Source organism: Falsiruegeria litorea R37, from assembly GCF_900172225.1.
GTDB classification, from domain to species: domain Bacteria; phylum Pseudomonadota; class Alphaproteobacteria; order Rhodobacterales; family Rhodobacteraceae; genus Falsiruegeria; species Falsiruegeria litorea.
Genome location: NZ_FWFO01000001.1, coordinates 19,333 through 36,555, shown reverse-complemented (window position 1 = coordinate 36,555; position 17,223 = coordinate 19,333). Strand labels below are relative to the sequence as shown.

The 17,223-nt window shown below is 59.8% G+C and carries 18 protein-coding genes and 1 riboswitch; of the genes, 10 read left to right on the top strand and 8 right to left on the bottom strand.

Translation table 11 applies throughout. The features are described from left to right. Positions 1-34: 34 nt before the first annotated feature. Both dapF and mtaB read left to right on the top strand, forming a co-directional pair. Positions 35-877, top strand: coding sequence for a diaminopimelate epimerase (dapF, locus tag TRL7639_RS00195; protein WP_085793812.1), 843 nt, complete (start codon positions 35-37; stop codon positions 875-877). Next, positions 874-2,130: a tRNA (N(6)-L-threonylcarbamoyladenosine(37)-C(2))-methylthiotransferase MtaB gene (gene mtaB, locus TRL7639_RS00190; RefSeq protein ID WP_085793811.1), complete on the top strand. Its 1,257-nt coding sequence runs from the start codon at positions 874-876 to the stop codon at positions 2,128-2,130. Before dapF ends, mtaB begins: the two co-directional genes overlap by 4 nt. A gap of 3 nt (positions 2,131-2,133) precedes the next feature. Here the strand turns inward: mtaB and TRL7639_RS00185 are convergent, their stop codons facing one another. From TRL7639_RS00185 to TRL7639_RS00165, 5 genes are all read right to left on the bottom strand, one after another. Continuing rightward, positions 2,134-2,832, bottom strand: coding sequence for a methyltransferase family protein (locus tag TRL7639_RS00185; RefSeq protein WP_085793810.1), 699 nt, complete (start codon positions 2,830-2,832; stop codon positions 2,134-2,136). 75 nt (positions 2,833-2,907) lie between these two features. After that, positions 2,908-3,696, bottom strand: a complete 789-nt coding sequence (locus tag TRL7639_RS00180; protein ID WP_085793809.1) for a cytochrome c1 — start codon at positions 3,694-3,696, stop codon at positions 2,908-2,910. Positions 3,697-3,711: 15 nt separating this feature from the next. Beyond that, entirely contained in the window at positions 3,712-5,043 is a 1,332-nt protein-coding gene (gene petB / locus TRL7639_RS00175) for a cytochrome b (RefSeq protein WP_085793808.1), read from the bottom strand. Positions 5,044-5,055: 12 nt separating this feature from the next. Further along, positions 5,056-5,616 carry a ubiquinol-cytochrome c reductase iron-sulfur subunit gene (gene petA / locus TRL7639_RS00170; protein WP_085793807.1) on the bottom strand — a complete coding sequence of 187 codons (561 nt, stop codon included), beginning with the start codon at positions 5,614-5,616 and terminating at the stop codon, positions 5,056-5,058. Between the two features lie 212 nt (positions 5,617-5,828). Then, positions 5,829-6,440 carry a glutathione S-transferase gene (locus tag TRL7639_RS00165; RefSeq protein ID WP_085796182.1) on the bottom strand — a complete coding sequence of 204 codons (612 nt, stop codon included), beginning with the start codon at positions 6,438-6,440 and terminating at the stop codon, positions 5,829-5,831. A 174-nt stretch (positions 6,441-6,614) separates the two neighbouring features. On the opposite strand from TRL7639_RS00165, the gene TRL7639_RS00160 reads away from it, so the two are divergent. Further along, positions 6,615-7,502: an amidohydrolase family protein gene (locus TRL7639_RS00160; protein ID WP_085793806.1), complete on the top strand. Its 888-nt coding sequence runs from the start codon at positions 6,615-6,617 to the stop codon at positions 7,500-7,502. 106 nt (positions 7,503-7,608) lie between these two features. Further along, positions 7,609-8,508, top strand: a complete 900-nt coding sequence (locus tag TRL7639_RS00155; protein ID WP_165759707.1) for an alpha/beta fold hydrolase — start codon at positions 7,609-7,611, stop codon at positions 8,506-8,508. Here the strand turns inward: TRL7639_RS00155 and TRL7639_RS00150 are convergent. Continuing rightward, a complete protein-coding gene (locus TRL7639_RS00150) occupies positions 8,496-9,122 on the bottom strand; it encodes an FMN-binding negative transcriptional regulator (RefSeq protein ID WP_085793804.1) in 627 nt (208 codons plus the stop codon). The genes TRL7639_RS00155 and TRL7639_RS00150 overlap by 13 nt on opposite strands. A gap of 61 nt (positions 9,123-9,183) precedes the next feature. Continuing rightward, positions 9,184-9,332: riboswitch (FMN riboswitch) on the top strand. 69 nt (positions 9,333-9,401) lie between these two features. Here TRL7639_RS00150 and TRL7639_RS00145 point away from each other — a divergent pair. The 4 genes from TRL7639_RS00145 to TRL7639_RS00130 all read left to right on the top strand — a co-directional run bounded on the left by TRL7639_RS00145 (position 9,402) and on the right by TRL7639_RS00130 (position 12,669). Then, positions 9,402-9,842, top strand: coding sequence for a 6,7-dimethyl-8-ribityllumazine synthase (locus TRL7639_RS00145; RefSeq protein ID WP_085793803.1), 441 nt, complete (start codon positions 9,402-9,404; stop codon positions 9,840-9,842). A 142-nt stretch (positions 9,843-9,984) separates the two neighbouring features. Then, entirely contained in the window at positions 9,985-11,085 is a 1,101-nt protein-coding gene (gene aroC / locus TRL7639_RS00140; protein WP_085793802.1) for a chorismate synthase, read from the top strand. Next, a complete protein-coding gene (locus tag TRL7639_RS00135; RefSeq protein WP_110647087.1) occupies positions 11,069-11,728 on the top strand; it encodes an HD domain-containing protein in 660 nt (219 codons plus the stop codon). The genes aroC and TRL7639_RS00135 overlap by 17 nt, the downstream gene beginning before the upstream one ends. Continuing rightward, the gene (locus TRL7639_RS00130) at positions 11,725-12,669 is read left to right on the top strand and encodes an AEC family transporter (protein ID WP_085793801.1); all 945 of its coding nucleotides are present in this window, start codon (positions 11,725-11,727) and stop codon (positions 12,667-12,669) included. The genes TRL7639_RS00135 and TRL7639_RS00130 overlap by 4 nt, the downstream gene beginning before the upstream one ends. On the opposite strand, the gene TRL7639_RS00125 is transcribed toward TRL7639_RS00130, so the two are convergent. Together TRL7639_RS00125 and TRL7639_RS00120 are read right to left on the bottom strand one after the other, a co-directional pair. Next, positions 12,666-13,982: a CoA transferase gene (locus TRL7639_RS00125; protein ID WP_085796180.1), complete on the bottom strand. Its 1,317-nt coding sequence runs from the start codon at positions 13,980-13,982 to the stop codon at positions 12,666-12,668. The genes TRL7639_RS00130 and TRL7639_RS00125 overlap by 4 nt on opposite strands. After that, positions 13,975-15,483, bottom strand: coding sequence for a malonate--CoA ligase (locus TRL7639_RS00120; protein ID WP_085793800.1), 1,509 nt, complete (start codon positions 15,481-15,483; stop codon positions 13,975-13,977). The genes TRL7639_RS00125 and TRL7639_RS00120 overlap by 8 nt, the downstream gene beginning before the upstream one ends. A gap of 94 nt (positions 15,484-15,577) precedes the next feature. Between TRL7639_RS00120 and TRL7639_RS00115 the strand changes: the two genes are divergently transcribed. Further along, entirely contained in the window at positions 15,578-16,516 is a 939-nt protein-coding gene (locus tag TRL7639_RS00115) for a DMT family transporter (protein WP_085796179.1), read from the top strand. Positions 16,517-16,572: 56 nt separating this feature from the next. Continuing rightward, positions 16,573-17,172 carry a cob(I)yrinic acid a,c-diamide adenosyltransferase gene (cobO, locus tag TRL7639_RS00110; RefSeq protein ID WP_085793799.1) on the top strand — a complete coding sequence of 200 codons (600 nt, stop codon included), beginning with the start codon at positions 16,573-16,575 and terminating at the stop codon, positions 17,170-17,172. The last annotated feature ends 51 nt before the right edge of the window (positions 17,173-17,223 follow it).

The window sequence follows — 17,223 nt, the reverse complement described above, 5'->3', positions numbered from 1 at the left end:
CTCAACTCTGGATTCATGTGCAGACCACGGTTATATGCCCGCCATGCAACAGAACGCCGATACCAATTTGCCCTTTATGAAGATGCACGGGCTGGGCAACGACTTTGTCGTTGTGGATGCGCGCGCGGGAGGTGTCACCATCACACCCGCCATGGCGCAGGGAATCGCACATCGTCAATTCGGCGTGGGCTTTGACCAACTGGCCGTGATCGAGAAAGGTGCGGGGGATGCGCATCTGGTGTTCTACAACGCGGATGGTTCGACCTCGGCTGCATGTGGCAACGCCACCCGCTGTATCGCGCGGCATCTGATGGAAGAGAGTGGCAAGACAGAGCTGCATCTGACCACCGATCGCGGCGATCTGTGGGCACGTGAGGCGGGCAATGGGTTGACGTCCGTGAACATGGGGCATCCGCAGTTGGATTGGCATGAGGTGCCGCTGGCGCATGAGGTGGACACCTTGCGCCTGCCCATCGACGGAGAGCCAACAGCGACCGGTATGGGCAATCCGCATTGCACGTTTTTTGTCGAAGACGCCGAAGCCATTGATTTGACAGCATTTGGCACTGCGCACGAACATCACCCGCTCTACCCCGAACGCACCAATGTACAGGTTGCCCAGATCGTCGGACCCGATCACATCCGTATGCGCGTGTGGGAGCGGGGTGTGGGCATCACGTTGGCCTCGGGCTCGTCCTCTTGTGCAACGGCTGTTGCTGCCGCCCGGCGCGGCCTGACAGGGCGCTCTGTGCGCATTGATCTGGATGGCGGTACGCTGCACATCGACTGGCGCGACGATGGCGTCTGGATGACGGGTTCCACGATGCATGTCTTTACAGGTGCCTTCACCCGTGAATTTCTGGAGAGCCTTGCATGAGCGCCCCCAAATTCACCACCCTGGGCTGCCGCCTGAACGCCTATGAGACCGAGGCGATGAAAGAGCTGTCACAGCAGGCGGGGCTTAAGGACGCGGTGATTGTGAATACCTGCGCCGTCACCGCCGAGGCGGTGCGCAAAGCGCGGCAAGAGATTCGCAAGTTGCGGCGCGAGAACCCCAACGCGCGCCTTATCGTCACCGGCTGCGCGGCCCAGACAGAACCGCAGACCTTTTCCGCGATGGAAGAGGTCGACGCCGTCATCGGCAACACCGAAAAGATGCAGCCCGACACGTGGAAGGGCATGGCCGCCGATTTCATTGGCGAGACCGAGACCGTGCAGGTTGACGACATCATGTCGGTCACGGAAACCGCCGGGCATCTGATTGATGGCTTTGGCACCCGCTCGCGCGCATATGTGCAGGTTCAGAACGGCTGTGATCATCGCTGCACCTTCTGCATCATCCCCTATGGTCGTGGTAACTCGCGCAGCGTGCCTGCAGGCGTTGTGGTGGATCAGATCAAGCGGCTGGTGGATCGCGGGTACAATGAGGTCGTGCTGACCGGCGTTGATCTGACGTCGTGGGGCGCGGACCTGCCTGCACAGCCCAAGCTGGGCGATCTGGTCATGCGGATCCTGAAACTGGTGCCGGATCTGCCGCGCCTGCGGATCAGCTCGATCGATTCGATTGAGGTGGACGAGAACCTGATGCAGGCCATCGCCACCGAGCCGCGCCTGATGCCGCATCTGCACCTGTCTCTGCAGCACGGCGACGACTTGATTCTGAAACGGATGAAACGCCGCCATTTGCGCGACGACGCCATCCGCTTCACCGAAGAGGCGCGCAAACTGCGCCCCGAGATGACATTTGGCGCCGACATCATCGCCGGATTCCCGACCGAGACCGAGGCGCATTTCGAAAACTCTCTGAAACTTGTGACCGACTGCGACCTGACCTGGCTGCACGTGTTTCCCTATTCCAAACGCGAAGGCACCCCGGCCGCCAAGATCCCCAACCAGGTCAACGGCAAGGTCATCAAGGCGCGTGCGGCCCGCCTGCGCGAAGCAGGGGACAGACAAGTCGCGCAGCATCTCAAGGCGCAATTGGGCAAGACACATCAAATCCTGATGGAAAACCCTCACATGGGGCGAACCGAGCAATTCACCGAAGTGCGCTTTGATGCGCCCCAGATCGAAGGACAGATCGTACGCGCAAATGTTGTTGGGATAGACGGCACTCAGTTGGTGGCCTGACCGCTACCAGATCAGCGGCAAGATGCGATAGCGTCGGATCTGGCAATAGCTCTCATACCCCGGCAAGGTGTCCAGCAGCATGCGTTCTTCGACGTTGACGCGGACCGACAGGGCCAGGAACACCGGCACCAGCATCACCAGGCTGGCCGGTGACCCCAGCCAGAGAGCAGCACCCGCCTGCATGATCAACGCTGACAGGTACATTGGATGTCTGACGAGAGCGTATGGTCCCGAAACAACCACTTGCTGCCCGGCGCTGGATTGGTCTTCGACATTCAGGATCGCGAACTGATTCACGAAGATCACCCAAACGATCAAGGCAAAGCCTGCCAAGGCGATCCAGCCGCCGATGGACGCGACCCATAGTGGGGGCGGGGGCAGCAACTGCCAGGCGAAAACATCCAAAGGCACAAAAACAACCGACGCCAGCAAGGTCATCAGGATAACCACCGTCGCCCAGAAGTCCTCGGTCGGTTGCGCGGCGCTGAACGGGGGCGTCAGGCGCGCCTCTAGGCTTTTGGGGGCCAACCATGCCAACATCACCGTCGCAGCGCTGACAAGCGCGCCGTAGGTCAAGATCAGCTCGACCCCTCGTCCCCACATCCACGATCCGCTGACCAGTCTTACCGGGCCGATAAGCGCGGCGGAGAGCACCACAAGTTGCAAGACAACATTCAACAATCCGCGGATCACAAGAGGCATTACCGACCCTACAATGCAAAAAAACCCCGGCACCTTGCGGGCCGGGGGTTTCGATTACCAGAGCTTTGATCCGGATCAGGCTTTCTTCTTGCCCTTTACCGGAGCCCAAAGACGCTTGTTGGTCAGGTACAGCAGAACCGACAGCAGGGTCAGGAACAGCACGCCGACAAAACCGGCTTGCTTGCGGGCCATCATCTTGGGCTCAGCCGTCCACATCAGGAAGGCCGACACGTCTTCGGACATGGAAACCACGTCGTTGGCGTGACCGTCGATGAATTCAACCTGCTCGTCCGACAGCGGCGGCGCCATCGAGATCCAGCCACCAGGGAAGGCGGTGTTCTCATACAGGATGGTGCCTGCTTCTTCTTTTTCTTTGCCAGTGTACCCGGACAGCAGCGAGGCGATGTATTCCGCGCCGCCCATACCTTTGACCAGCTGGTTGATACCCAGGCCGTAGGGGCCATGGAAACCGGCACGTGCCTTGGCCATCAGGCTCAGGTCAGGAGCACCCAGAGCAGTGACTGCCGGGAAGTGGTCCGACGGGATCGCGGGACGATCATCTTCCAGCTCTTCATCGTAGACCGAGAAGTTGTCAGCCGCATAAGCACGAACCTGATCCTCGGGGATGCCGGGGCCGTCTTCGTCCGACAGGGTCCGCAGGGGGACGTACTGCAGGCCGTGGCAGGCTGCGCAAACCTCGGTATAGATCTGCAGACCGCGCTGCAGCTGGTTCTGGTCGAATGTGCCAAAGGGACCTTCGAACGAGAACGCGAAGTCCTCGATGTGCTGTTCGCCACCACCTGCCGCAATTGCTGCGACAGGGGCAAAGGCCAGAGCGGCACCTAGTACAAGTTTCTTGAACATGGGTTTCGGTCCCTCTTATTCAGCTGGCGTGGCGTCGGCGTCAGCCTTGCCATAATGCGCGTTGAAGTCTTCTTCGATGGTTTCCGGCTGCGGCAGCGGCTTCTCGATCACGCCCAGCAGGGGCAGGATGACCAGGAAGTAGGCGAACCAGTAGGCCGAACCGATCAGCGAGAAGGACGCATAGGGTTCTTCGGCGGGCATGGCACCCAGCCACATCAGGACAAAGAAGTCCACGATCAGCAGGTAGAACCACCACTTGAACATCGGGCGATACTGACCCGAACGTACGTTCGAAGTGTCCAGCCAAGGTGCCAGTGCCATCACGGCAATCGCACCAAACATCGCGATCACACCAAAGAACTTGGCGTCGATGATGCCACCGGTCACAAAGCTGACCAGCTGCACCAGCCACACGTCAGCGGTGAATGCGCGCAGGATCGCGTAGAACGGCAGGAAGTACCATTCAGGAACGATGTGTGCAGGCGTCACCAGAGCGTTGGCTTCGATGTAGTTGTCGGGGTGACCCAGGTAGTTCGGCATAAAGCCTACAATGGCCCAGAAGATCACCAGAACGACGGCCAGACCCAGGAAATCCTTGATCACGAAGTACGGCCAGAACGGCAGGGTGTCTTTCTTGACGTCCTCTTTCGACGTGCGGCGCACTTCAACACCGGTGGGGTTGTTGTTGCCGGTGGTGTGGAACGCCCAGATGTGCACGATCACCAGCGCCGCAATCACGAACGGCAGCAGATAGTGCAGCGAGAAGAAGCGGTTCAGGGTCGCGTTGTCCACGGCCGGACCACCCAGCAGCAGGGTCTGGATCGGCTCGCCGATGAACGGGATCGCGCCAAAGAGGCCCGTGATCACGGTTGCGCCCCAGAACGACATCTGACCCCAGGGCAGAACGTAGCCCATGAAACCGGTGCCCATCATCAGGACAAAGATCAGCATGCCGATGATCCACGTGATTTCACGCGGCGCCTTGTACGAGCCATAGAACAGGCCGCGGAACATGTGGATGTAGACCGCAACAAAGAACAGCGAAGCGCCGTTCATGTGAATATAGCGGATCATGTAACCGCCATTCACGTTGCGCATGATGTGCTCGACGCTGGCAAACGCCAGGTCAACGTGCGGCGTGTAGTGCATCACCAGGACAATGCCGGTGACAATCTGCAGCACCAGGCAGAACGCCAGGACGATGCCCCAGATCCACCACCAGTTCAGGTTCTTGGGGGTGGGGATCATGATGGTGTCGTAAATCAGGCCGACGATGGGCAGGCGGCTGTGCAGCCACTTTTCGCCATTGCTCTTCGGCTCGTAGTGATCGTGCGGAATTCCGGACATGTTTGAGCCTCCTTAACCCAGTTTGAGCGTTGTTTCGTCGACGAACTCGGCGACGGGAACGGGCAGGTTTTCAGGCGCCGGACCTTTGCGGATACGACCCGATGTGTCGTAGTGCGAACCGTGGCACGGGCAGAACCAGCCATTAAATTCGCCTGCGCCGTCGCCCAGAGGCACACAGCCCAAGTGGGTACACACACCCATCATCACCAGCCATTCGCCAGCTTCGTCCATGGCGCGGTTTTCGTCCGATGCGTCCAGACCGGGCTTGTTGGCGTTGCGGTCGTCCTGGTCGATCAGGTCGGCCAGCTCAACGGCGCGTGCCTCGTCGATCTCTTCCTGCGTGCGGCGGCGAATGAACACCGGCTTGCCCAGGAACTTGACGCTGATCTGGGTGCCGACTTCGACACCGCTCACGTCCACGCGAATCGAGGACAGCGCCTGAACGTCCGCCGACGGGTTCATTTGGTTCACCAGAGGCCAAACGGCAGCCCCTGCGGTTACGGCACCTGCGCCAGCCGTGGCGTAGTAGAGGAAATCTCTGCGGGTGCCTTCGTGGTCTTCTGCGTGGGACACGAGGTTTTCTCCGATTCCAGCGCCCGGCGAACGGGCAAACATGCATCAGCACCACACGAATGCGGTGACTTATCGCGGGTGTCTAGCGGCAGGAAATTGGTTCGTCCAGCGGTCATAGGCGCGCAGGACCGAGTTATTCGCATTTCATGTCGCGGTGCGGACACACAATTTCAAGCTGCACCGCTCGTGAAACTCCAATTTCCAGCCGATTCTCACCCTTCGGGCGGGCGAGTCGCTTGCAAGCTGGGCCGCGATTCGAAATCTGCGTACCAGGCGGCCAGGGCATCGTTACCTTTGCGCCATCCGCGCGCGTCGTGGCGGAAATCCACGTACCCAAGGGCACAGGCCACCGCGATTTGGCCCATATCCAAAGGCCCAGCCAAATGAGCCATCCAGCGTTGGTTCAACGCTGCACAGGCCCGTTCGATCTTGGACCACTGCGCATCCGCCCAGCTGTCCCACTGCATTCCTTCGGGACGCAGCCGACCTTCATAGGTAATTAGCAGGGCAGCGTCCAATATCCCGTCCGCCAAGGCCTCCAGCGTCAACGTGTCCCACCGGGCAATACCGTCGGGATAGAGGCCACCTTGGGCGCGCGCGTCCAAAAACGCGCAAATCACCCGGCTGTCGAAAAGGGTCGGCCCATCCGGGCGCTCGAGAGCGGGCACTTTGGTCAGGGGATTCTTGCCCAATAGCGGATCCGCCGGATCCAGAGGCGTGCCGCTGGCGCCAATCAGTTCGACATCATCCAACTGACCGGTTTCATGCAAAAGCACCATGACCTTGCGCACATAGGGCGACGTTGGGCTGTAATAGAGTTTCATGGCGGCTGCTCCCTGTTTCATCCAATTGTCTTGCGCAAATGTGTAACCATCACAGCCAGGGTTTCAATTTCTTTCGCCTTTAACCCCTGGCCCTTATACGTCGGCGCTTTTCTTTCACAAAAAGCGATCCAGATCGGTCATGATGAGCCCATCATCCGATTGGAGGTCACCTGAATGGCAAAGTTTTCGACACTTATGACCGCCCTGTTGCTTGCACCTATTCTGACAACGACTGCGCTCGCAGATGATCGAACCCCGATTGGCGACGCCGTGCATGATCTGCCAATCTTTGACGCGCACATTCATTACAAGGAACCTGCATGGGACGCTTATCCAGTGGAAAGCGTGATCGAGATGATGGACCGCAACGGTGTGGCAATGGGTCTTGTGTCGTCCACCCCGGACGAAGGGACCATCATGCTCTGGGAATACGCTCCCAATCGCATCGTTCCCGAATTGCGTCCGTACCATGGCAGCGCGGGGTCTTCGAACTGGACCAAGGTCACGGATATGGAGGGCTATCTGACCGACCGCCTGAACCGCTATCCACACGAAGGGATTGGCGAGTTTCACATTCATCGCCTCGATACCTCGGACGAGCCGCTGTTTCGGTCGGTCATCAAAATGGCCCGCAAGCGCGACATTTACCTGCATGTGCATTCCAGCACCGAACCCATCCGCTGGCTTTACGCGCTGGACCCGCAGGTCAAGATCATCTGGGCGCACGCGGGTCTAGGCGACAGCGCAAAGGCGGTTTACGAGTTGATGAGCAGCTATCCCGATCTGCTCGCCGACACCTCACTGCGGGAAAACGAGATTTTGGGTTGGGGTCGGGGACTGGACCCAGATTGGAAAAAGGTCATCTTCGCCTTCCCGGATCGTTTGATGGTCGGCAGTGATACCTGGGTGAATGGTCAGTGGGATGATTATGACGAGATCATCCAATCAAACCGCGCCTGGCTGGCTCTGCTGCCGCACGACATCGCCGAACAGATCGCCTTTCGAAATGCCGAACGTGTCTTCGGTCGAAAGATCTCGATGGATCAGATCGGCACACGCTGACCCTCAGGGGAAATTTTCCTTCGTGCCCCAACGTCGCGTTTGTGCAGGCCGCGAACTGGCTTCTAGTCTCAACCTTAGATCCTGTTTGACCTGGAGAGGTGACGGCGTGCCCGAAACATCAACTTTGCATCGAGGCGCCTGCCAAATTGGCGATGTCACCCTCAGCTATGTTGAACGTCACGCCGACGAACGGGGCCAGGGGCCAACCTTGCTTTTTGCCCACGCCACCGGGTTTCACGCGCGAATCTGGGATCAGGTCATCAGCCACCTGCCCGCAGTACATTCGGTCTGCGTCGATCTGCACGGGCACGGGCAATCCACAGGCGGTCCGTTTTCCAATTGGTCTGAACTGGGTGACGAAGTGTCAGAGTTCATCCAAAGTCTGGGTCTGAGCAACCTGGTTTGCATCGGCCATTCTTTAGGCGGCCACGTTCTGACCCAGGCAACTGTTCAAAACCCGCAAGCTGTAGGGTCATTGCTTCTTGTAGATCCGGTTATCATGAACCCAGAGATCTACGCCCTTGCTGAAACTTTGTCGCCCAAAGGCGCTCAGCACCCCGCGGCACAACGCAAACGCAACTTTACCTCGGTCCAAGAGATGGTCGACCGCTTTCGCAACCGCTCTCCGTATTCGCTGTTCACGCCACAGGCGTTGCAGGACTATTGCCAACATGGGCTGCTGCCGACAGAGGGCGGGCTAACCCTCGCCTGTCCTCCCGAGGTTGAGGCCAGTTCATACATGCTGCCAATGACCGGCGCGTTCATTCTGGATCACTTGGATCAGATCGCCTGTCCGGTGACCGTGCTGCGCGGCCACACCATGGACCTGAAGTCATTCGGCGACTTCACCCGTTCGCCCACTTGGCCGGGACTGGCTGACGCCTTGCCCAACGGAACAGACGTTCACCGCCCGGACCTCTCTCATTTCATGCCCATGCAAAACCCTGCCTTTGTGGCAGACCATGTCGCGCGCGCCGCTCTGTTGGATCAGGTTCAACCTGCCTGACCCACGTCCTGCATCCACTGCGCCAGAACCTCGACCTCTGATCCCACGCGAGACGCCGCAATGCCGTCGGCAGCACCCAACCGTGCGTCGGCAGTCTTGTTCTGATTCAGCTTCCACGTCCCTTGAACATCCTCGATCATCAAACGACACGGCACGATCTGACGCATCATGCGACCCAAAGCTTCTGGGTCCATCTTGTCCGCGGTCCAAGCCGGTTTTGGGGCAAGACGCCCCTCGAACACCGCCGACTGGCGATCCAGCACATCCCGCAGCTCTGCCTGAGGTCGCAACTCAAGCCGCCCGATCAGATGCACCGCCGCATAGTTCCACGTCGGCACCTGATCCGGCACCCCGTACCAATCTGGCGAGACATAGGCATCCGGCCCGCTGACCGCGAGGCGGGTTTGAAGTGGCTGTTTTAGTGCCCGGACAATGGGATTCGACCGAACCAGATGCAGATCAGCCCAAGCCCCGTCATCCGACAGAACAAACGGCACATGGGACAGTAACGGTGCCCCCTCTACCGAGACCGCAAGAACCCCAAAACCCCGATCGCGCGCGAACTCTAGGTTCGCTTCATGGCTCTCGGTTCGAAAAACAGGATTCGGATGCATCAATTTCCCTCCGGCTTGCAGAATCGGTCTTGCAGAACCCACGCGCCATTGGCAAGGTCCACGTCGTTCTCAGGGCGGGGCGAAACTCCCCACCGGCGGTATGCAGGCATCATGACCCGTAAGCCCGCGAGCGGCCCTTTTCCAAGGGTGTCAGCAGATCTGGTGAGATGCCAGAGCCGACGGTCATAGTCCGGATGAAAGAGAACGTGCAGGACGGGGATAGGCCCGGCCCTGCTCGTGATCGCCTTGGGTGACGTGTCAGAACCAAAGGAGATTACGATGACACACACCCGATATGCCTTTATCAAGGCACAATGGCACGCCGATATCGTCGACCGCGCGCTCGACGGATTTCAGGAATTGATCCCAGCCGACCAGATCGACGTCTTTGACGTCCCCGGCGCGTTTGAAATGCCCCTTCTGGCTCAGGAACTGGCCAAGACAGGCCAATATGCCGCTGTGGCTTGCGCCGCGTTCGTCGTGGATGGCGGCATCTATCGACATGATTTTGTGGCTCAGGCCGTGGTCGATGGGCTGATGCGCGCAGGTCTAGACACTGGTGTTCCGGTCCTGTCGGTCTCGCTGACCCCACACCAGTATCAGGAAACAGATCATCACAACGCGATCTACCGCGCGCATTTCGTGGACAAGGGGCGCGAGGCCGCAAATGCCGCGCTGATGATCGGCCAGACCCGTGCGAAATTGTCAAACGCGGCCTGACCCTTCCTCTTGCCAAAAATATCCCGGGGGAGTCGCCAAAAGGCGACGGGGGCAGAGCCCCCTCCCCCGACTTCGACAAAGCAAATCCCCTTGAGGCCCAAAGCCCAGCCCGCTAAGCACGGGTCGCAAAGGAGCACGCCCCATGTCGATGAACAGCTTTGGTCACCTTTTCCGCGTCACCACCTGGGGTGAAAGCCACGGACCCGCCTTGGGCGCCACGGTTGACGGCTGCCCGCCAGGCGTACAAATCGACGCGGCGATGATCCAGCACTGGCTCGACAAACGTAAACCGGGCCAGAACAAGTTCACAACACAGCGACGCGAACCCGATCAGGTGAAAATCCTGTCCGGCGTCTTCGAAGGGCAAACCACAGGCACGCCGGTCCAGCTGATGATCGAGAACACCGATCAGCGCAGCAAGGACTATGGCGACATCATGGACAAGTTCCGCCCTGGTCACGCCGACATCACCTATTGGCAGAAATACGGCATTCGCGACTATCGGGGCGGCGGGCGCAGCTCGGCGCGTGAAACCGCATCCCGTGTGGCTGCGGGCGGGCTGGCGCGCGAAGCGATCAAACAGATCGCCCCCAATGTGCAGATCACCGGCTATATGACCCAGATCGGCCCAAACAAAATCGACCGCGCCAACTTTGACTGGTCGCAGATCGAACAGAACCCGTTCTGGACCCCCGACGCGCAGGCGGCTGATGATTGGGCGGAATACTTGGACGGGTTGCGCAAGTCCGGAAGCTCGGTCGGCGCTGTGGTCGAAGTTGTGGCCCGCGGCGTCCCCGCCGGCCTAGGCGCGCCCATTTATGCCAAGTTAGACACTGATCTGGCCGCCGCGATGATGTCGATCAACGCCGCCAAAGGCGTCGAGATCGGCGAAGGCATGGCCGCTGCCGAACTGACCGGCGAGGCCAACGCCGACGAGATATTCATGGGTCAGAACGGCCCGCAATACAGCTCGAACCACGCCGGCGGCATTCTGGGTGGCATTTCGACCGGGCAGGACATTGTGGTCCGTTTCGCGGTCAAACCGACCTCGTCGATCCTGACCACCCGCAAGACGATCACCAAATCCGGTGAAGAGACCGAGATCATCACCAAGGGCCGCCATGACCCCTGCGTCGGCATTCGCGCTGTTCCAGTGGGCGAGGCGATGATGGCCTGCGTGATATTGGACCACCTGCTTCTGCACCGAGGCCAAATCGGAGAGAACCGTGGCGCAATCGGCTGAGCTGCGCGAAAGGCTGCGCGCCATCGTCGCCGAGCGGATGAGCCGTGACAGCGCCCATGATCTGGCCCATCTCGACCGGGTCTGGCTGAACGTACAAAAAATCGCACCAGCCGAGGCAAACCAGACCGTTCTTCTGAGCGCAGCTTATCTGCACGATCTGGTGAACCTCCCCAAGGATTCCCCGGACCGCTCCCAAGCCTCTCGCATGGCAGCTGCCGAAGCCGGACCGATCCTAAGCGACCTTGGGCTGTCCGAGAGCGAAGTCAAAGCTGCGAAACACGCTATCGAGGCACATAGCTTCTCGGCGGGCATCCCGCCCGAAACCATCGAGGCGCAGGTGCTGCGCGATGCCGACCGGCTGGACGCGCTTGGCGCCATCGGCGTGGCCCGAACCTTTGCTGTGGCGGGCGCGTTGGGGCAGGAATTGTATCACCCCACCGATCCTTTTGCCGTAGCGCGCGACCTGAATGACATCCGGTTTTCTGTCGATCACTGGCGCGTCAAACTGCTGTCACTGCCCAAAGGCATGATCACTGACAGCGGCCGCGAACTGGCCCAATCCCGCGCGGCGTTGATGATCCGTTTCCTTGATGACTTTGCCGAAGAAATTGGCGCCACGGTACCCGAGGCCTGGACAACGTGAGCACCGACATCCTTGCCATCACCTTTCCGATCTATGCCGCCATCGCAATTGGCTATGTGGTCGTGAAACTGGGATGGTTCGGACAATCGGACATGCGCACCCTTGGCAAGTATGTCATGGACATTGCCCTGCCCGCACTTTTGTTCAACGCCATGGCCAGCCGTGACTTTGCCGAGGTGTTTCACCCCGGCTACATGCTGGTTTTTGCCCTTGGCGGATTGGCAACGATCCTGATCAGTTACCTGTGGTTCACCGCCACACGGACCGAAGCTTCGCGCCGTGCCGTGGCCGTCATGGGCACGACCTGTCCCAATTCGGGCTTCATCGGCTACCCGGTCATGCTGCTGACCTTTCCCGATCTGGCAGGCGTCATCCTGGCACTCAACATGCTGGTCGAGAACATCCTGCTGATCCCGATCTGTCTGATCCTGATGGATCTGGCCCGAGGCGGCGAGCAGGTATCCATCTCGAAACGAGTGATTGGCATCCTTTGGGGTGTCCTCAAGCGCCCGATGGTGATTGGCCTTCTGCTTGGGCTCGCTGTGTCGGTGGTGCGCGTCCCGATCCCCGGACCGGTCACGCAGCTGTTCCAAATGCTCGCGGCGTCTGCCTCGGCGCTGTCGCTGGTGGTCATCGGCGGATCTCTGGCCGGGTTGTCTTTGCGCGGCAACCACTGGAAAGCGGCCCAGGTGGCACTGGGCAAACTGATCCTGCATCCCGGCTTGGTGGCGCTGGCGGCTGTCGCCGTCACTGCGATGGGTCTGTCACTATCAACCGAACTGACCGCTGCCGTGATCTTGTCCGCCGCCATGCCCATGTTCGGCATCTACTCGGTCTTGGCACAGGAAAGCGGGCACGAGGGCATGGCCTCGATCGCCATGCTCATCGCAACCGCCTTTGGGTTTGTCACTTTGTCGGTTTTGCTGGGTGCCCTGACTTAACCCCAAGACGCGGGCGACGATCCCAGCTCGGCCGAAGGGCGATCCCACCACATCGGCGCGCCTGCAACCGCGACCCCAGCCTTCAATCGCTTGGCTGGTCCCCAAGGTGAGTTTTCGATCCAATCATCCAAATCTGCAGGTGTGGATCCTGTGATTTCGGGCCCAGAAACAGGCTCTAATTTGGCCAATACCTCTGCTGTGCGTGCCAAAGACAACCGCGCGCGGTGGATGCCATCGCCGCGAACGGCGCGTGTCAAAGCCGACACAACTGCGGCCGCCATAAAATAGCCTGTCGCGTGATCCAATGCTTGAACCGGTAGAGGATGAGGTTTGTCAGACCCTGACCAGCCCATGCCGGCCTCGGCAATGCCGCAGCTCATCTGCACCAACGAGTCAAACCCGCGTCGCCCGGTCCAAGGGCCCGTCCAGCCATAAGCATCCAGGCAGACCTCGATCAGGTTATCGGGGCGATCCGCACCGATCATCGCATCCAACGCGCCAGGTCTGTACCCATGCACCAGCACATCCGCCTGCGCTAACAATTCGTACAAAACTGCCTTATCAGAGCCTGTTTTCAGATCCAGATGACAGCACCGCTTGCCTAGAGTAACATCCGGCACAACACCCGGCTCACCCCAACTCGCCGGGTCCACGCGCAGGACATCGGCCCCAAACCCCGCCAGCGTTCGCGTGGCCACCGGGCCTGCCAAAACACGCGTCAGATCCAGGACACGCAACCCCGCCAAGGGTCGATCCGCCTTTGCCTGCCACTCGCGAACCTGCCCTGGATGTTGTTCCCAATGCACAAAAGGTTCCGCGGCCACAGCCGCCCCTTGCGGGTGCGCCTGCCACCCCGCGCGGCTGCGCATGGCAGCGGCAGCACCGCCAACCTCGACAATCGCGTCCTCCAACGTGTTTGCGTCCCACCCGGAAACCGCTTGCGCAACCACTTCCCGGTCCGCCCTACATTCCAGCACAGACAAGGCGGCCGCGCGATGATGAGGGGCGTTGGTGTGCAGTTTGATCCAACCATCACGGGTCTGGTAATCGCCCGCGATCGCATCCCAGGACGGCGGCACCTCCCACCCTTGCGGATGGATCGACCAAGTGAACCAAAGCGAGGCCAACCGACGGTCGACCTGCACGTCGGGTTTTGGGCCAAGGTTCAGTGCCGCAATCAAATCGGCGACTGCACTGCCAACTGCACCCATCGACTGACACGCCAACTCGGTCACGGCAAAACGGGATTTCCAAGCGCCCTCTCCGACTACATGGGCGGGGGACGTTCCAAAGGCCTTGGCACTCTCATCCATCTGCAAAAATCCCCGCATAAGTTTCGCGCAACGCCTTCTTTTGCACTTTGCCCATCGTGTTGCGCGGCAATGCATCCAGCAAGATCACGCGCTTGGGCTGTTTGAACTTGGCCAACTGTCCCTGCAACGCTTCACTGACGGCTTGGGCCGAGGTTCCGTCAACCTCGGGCACGACAACGGCCACAACACCTTCGCCAAAATCGGGATGCGGCGCGCCGATGACGGCGCTTTCCAGCACGCCGGGCAGGTCGTCGATCAGGCTTTCGACCTCTTTGGGGTAGACGTTGAAGCCGCCGGTGATGATCAGATCCTTCTCACGGCCAACGATGGTAACGTATCCGTCGGCGTCGATCTTGGCCATGTCACCTGTGATGAACCAGCCATCTGATTTCAACTCCTCGGCCGTTTTTTCCGGCATCTGCCAGTAGCCTTGGAATACGTTGGCGCCGCGCACTTCCAGAACACCAATCTCACCTGTGGGCACTTCTGCCCCCTCATTCATCACCCGCGCCTCGACCCCCGGCAGCGGAAAGCCGACGGTCCCGGCGCGGCGCTCGCCGTCATAGGGGTTCGATGTGCTCATGTTGGTTTCGGTCATGCCATAGCGCTCCAGGATACGATGACCTGTGCGTTCCTCCCACTGCTCATGTGTATCGACCAGCAACGGGGCAGACCCCGAGATGAAGAGCCGCATGTTGCCCGCCCGCGCGCGCGTCAGGCGGTCGTCGGCCAGCAAACGGGTGTAGAAGGTCGGCACCCCCATAAGCGCGGTGGCCGTCGGCATCGCCTTTAGAATTGCATCCGGATCAAAGCCGGGCAGGAACACCACCTTTGCACCTGACAGCAGTGCCACGTTCGTCGCTACAAACAGCCCATGGGTGTGAAAGATCGGCAACGCGTGGATCAGCACGTCGTCCGCCGTGAACCGCCAGTAGTCGCGCAGCTCAGTAGAATTCGAGGCAAGATTGTCATGGCTCAGCATGGCACCCTTGGATCGGCCCGTGGTGCCCGAGGTATAGAGGATCGCCGCCAGATCGCCGGGGTCGCGCGCAACCACGTCGAACCCGTCTTGCCCATCAGCGAGGTCGCGCAGACTCCCCTGTCCAACCGCATCCAGCGTCAGAACTTCTGCGCCACCGGAAATGGCCGAAATCTCGCCCAGCCGATCAGGGTCGCAGACGACGACGCGCGGGCTTGCGTCGCCCACGAAATACCCAACCTCAGGGCCGGTGTAGGCTGTGTTGAGAGGCAAAAAGATGCCGCCTGCCATGACCGTGCCCAGGTAAAGCTCGATCGTTTGAATGGTTTTGGCGACCTGAACAGCGACGCGGTCGCCGGGCAGCACACCACAAGACACCAATGCGGCCGCCATCCGCTCGGCTCCAGAAAACAAGGCCCCAAAACTCACCGTTTCACCGCCTTGCAAGTGGGCAAAAACATCATCCTCGCGACCCATGGATGACGCTTTGAGTTGTGAAATCAGGTGGTTCCGATCGTACATGGCCAATTCCTCTTTCTGCGGGTGCACAATGGGTGAACCGACGGGCGAAAATCAAGCAATTGATCTTTCCCAAACAAAGGCGCAGGTTCGCGCCATGGCAAAAAACTTAACATCGCATCGGCCTTTGCTGGCCATCGGCCTCAAGACCACCGCGATCTTTCTATTCACGGCAATGGCCGCGCTGGTCAAATACCTGTCCGAAGACATCCCGGCCGGCGAGGCGGTGTTCTTTCGCTCGTTCTTTGCCATTCCCGTCATCGTTGTCTGGCTGATCGCGCGCCGAGAGCTGCGCAACGGTCTGATTGCCAAGAAGCCCATGAATCATTTCTGGCGCGGGGTTCTGGGGACCTCTGCGATGGGGCTGACCTTTACCGGTCTGGGCCTGTTGCCCCTGCCCGAGGTCACAGCCATCGGCTTTGCCACTCCGATTTTCACCCTGGTTCTGGCCGCCATCTTTCTGGGCGAACGCATCCGCGTGATTCGGATCGGCGCGGTTCTGGTGGGGCTGTTGGGCGTTGTCATCATGCTCTGGCCACGGTTGGGTGGTGACGCCGAAGCCGATGACCTTGCGATGATTGGCGCGCTTTGCATACTGGCTGCAACATTTGCGCGGGCCTTTGTGCAAATCCACATTCGTCAGATGGTGCAAACCGAACATACCGCCGCGATCGTGTTCTATTTCTCGGCCACAGCTTCGATCCTGTCCTTGATGACATTGCCCTTTGGTTGGGTGATGCCATCGACCGAACAACTGGCCCTCTTGATCCTGGCGGGGATTATTGGCGGGTTCGCACAAATACTGGTGACGTCGTCCTATCGCTTTGGCCCGGCCTCCATGCTGGCACCATACGATTACACTTCGATGATCTTTGCGGTGCTGATCGGCTATTTCTGGTTCAGCGAATTGCCGACCGGAATGATGATCGCCGGTGCCACCCTGGTTATTGCCGCCAACGCCCTGGTCGTCTGGCGAGAACACAAACTGGGTCTGGAACGCGGCAAGGCTCGCGCTGTCACTGACCCCAAAAGTTGACTTTACCTTTGCGCCATAGCCCCTAGGGTATGCGGCGCAATACATAAGGGTTTCCCATGAGCGACGCAGAGAACCACAAAGAAAAGATGAAAGAGGTGCAGGCCAAGCACCGTGAACGGGTCTCGCAGTTGCAGGACCCCGAACAGGGCCTGGTATTGATCCACACCGGCAAGGGCAAAGGCAAGTCTTCGTCCGCGTTTGGCGTCGTTGTACGTGCTTTGGGCTGGGGCCATAAGGTGGCTGTGGTTCAGTTCATCAAGGGTAAGTGGAAGACGGGCGAGCGCCGGTTCTTTGAAGAGCACGGTCAAGTCACCTGGCACACCATGGGCGAAGGGTTCACCTGGGACACCCAGGACAAGGACCGCGATATCGCCGCCGCTCAAGCCGCGTTTGGCAAGGCCGCCAACCTGATCGCCAGTGGCGATTATGACCTGGTGGTTCTGGACGAGATCAACATCGCCTTGCGGTACGAATACCTGAGCGTTGAACAGGTGATCGAGGCGCTGGACAAGCGCACCGAGAAAACTGGCGTGATTTTGACGGGGCGCGATGCACCGCAGGCCCTGTGCGACTATGCTGATCTGGTCACCGAAATGACCGAGATCAAGCATCCGTTCAAGGCCGGAATCAAGGCGCAGCGCGGCGTCGATTTCTAGTCTAAGCCGCGTCATTTGTTGCTGATCAGCGTCCAGAAACACGCTAGGACG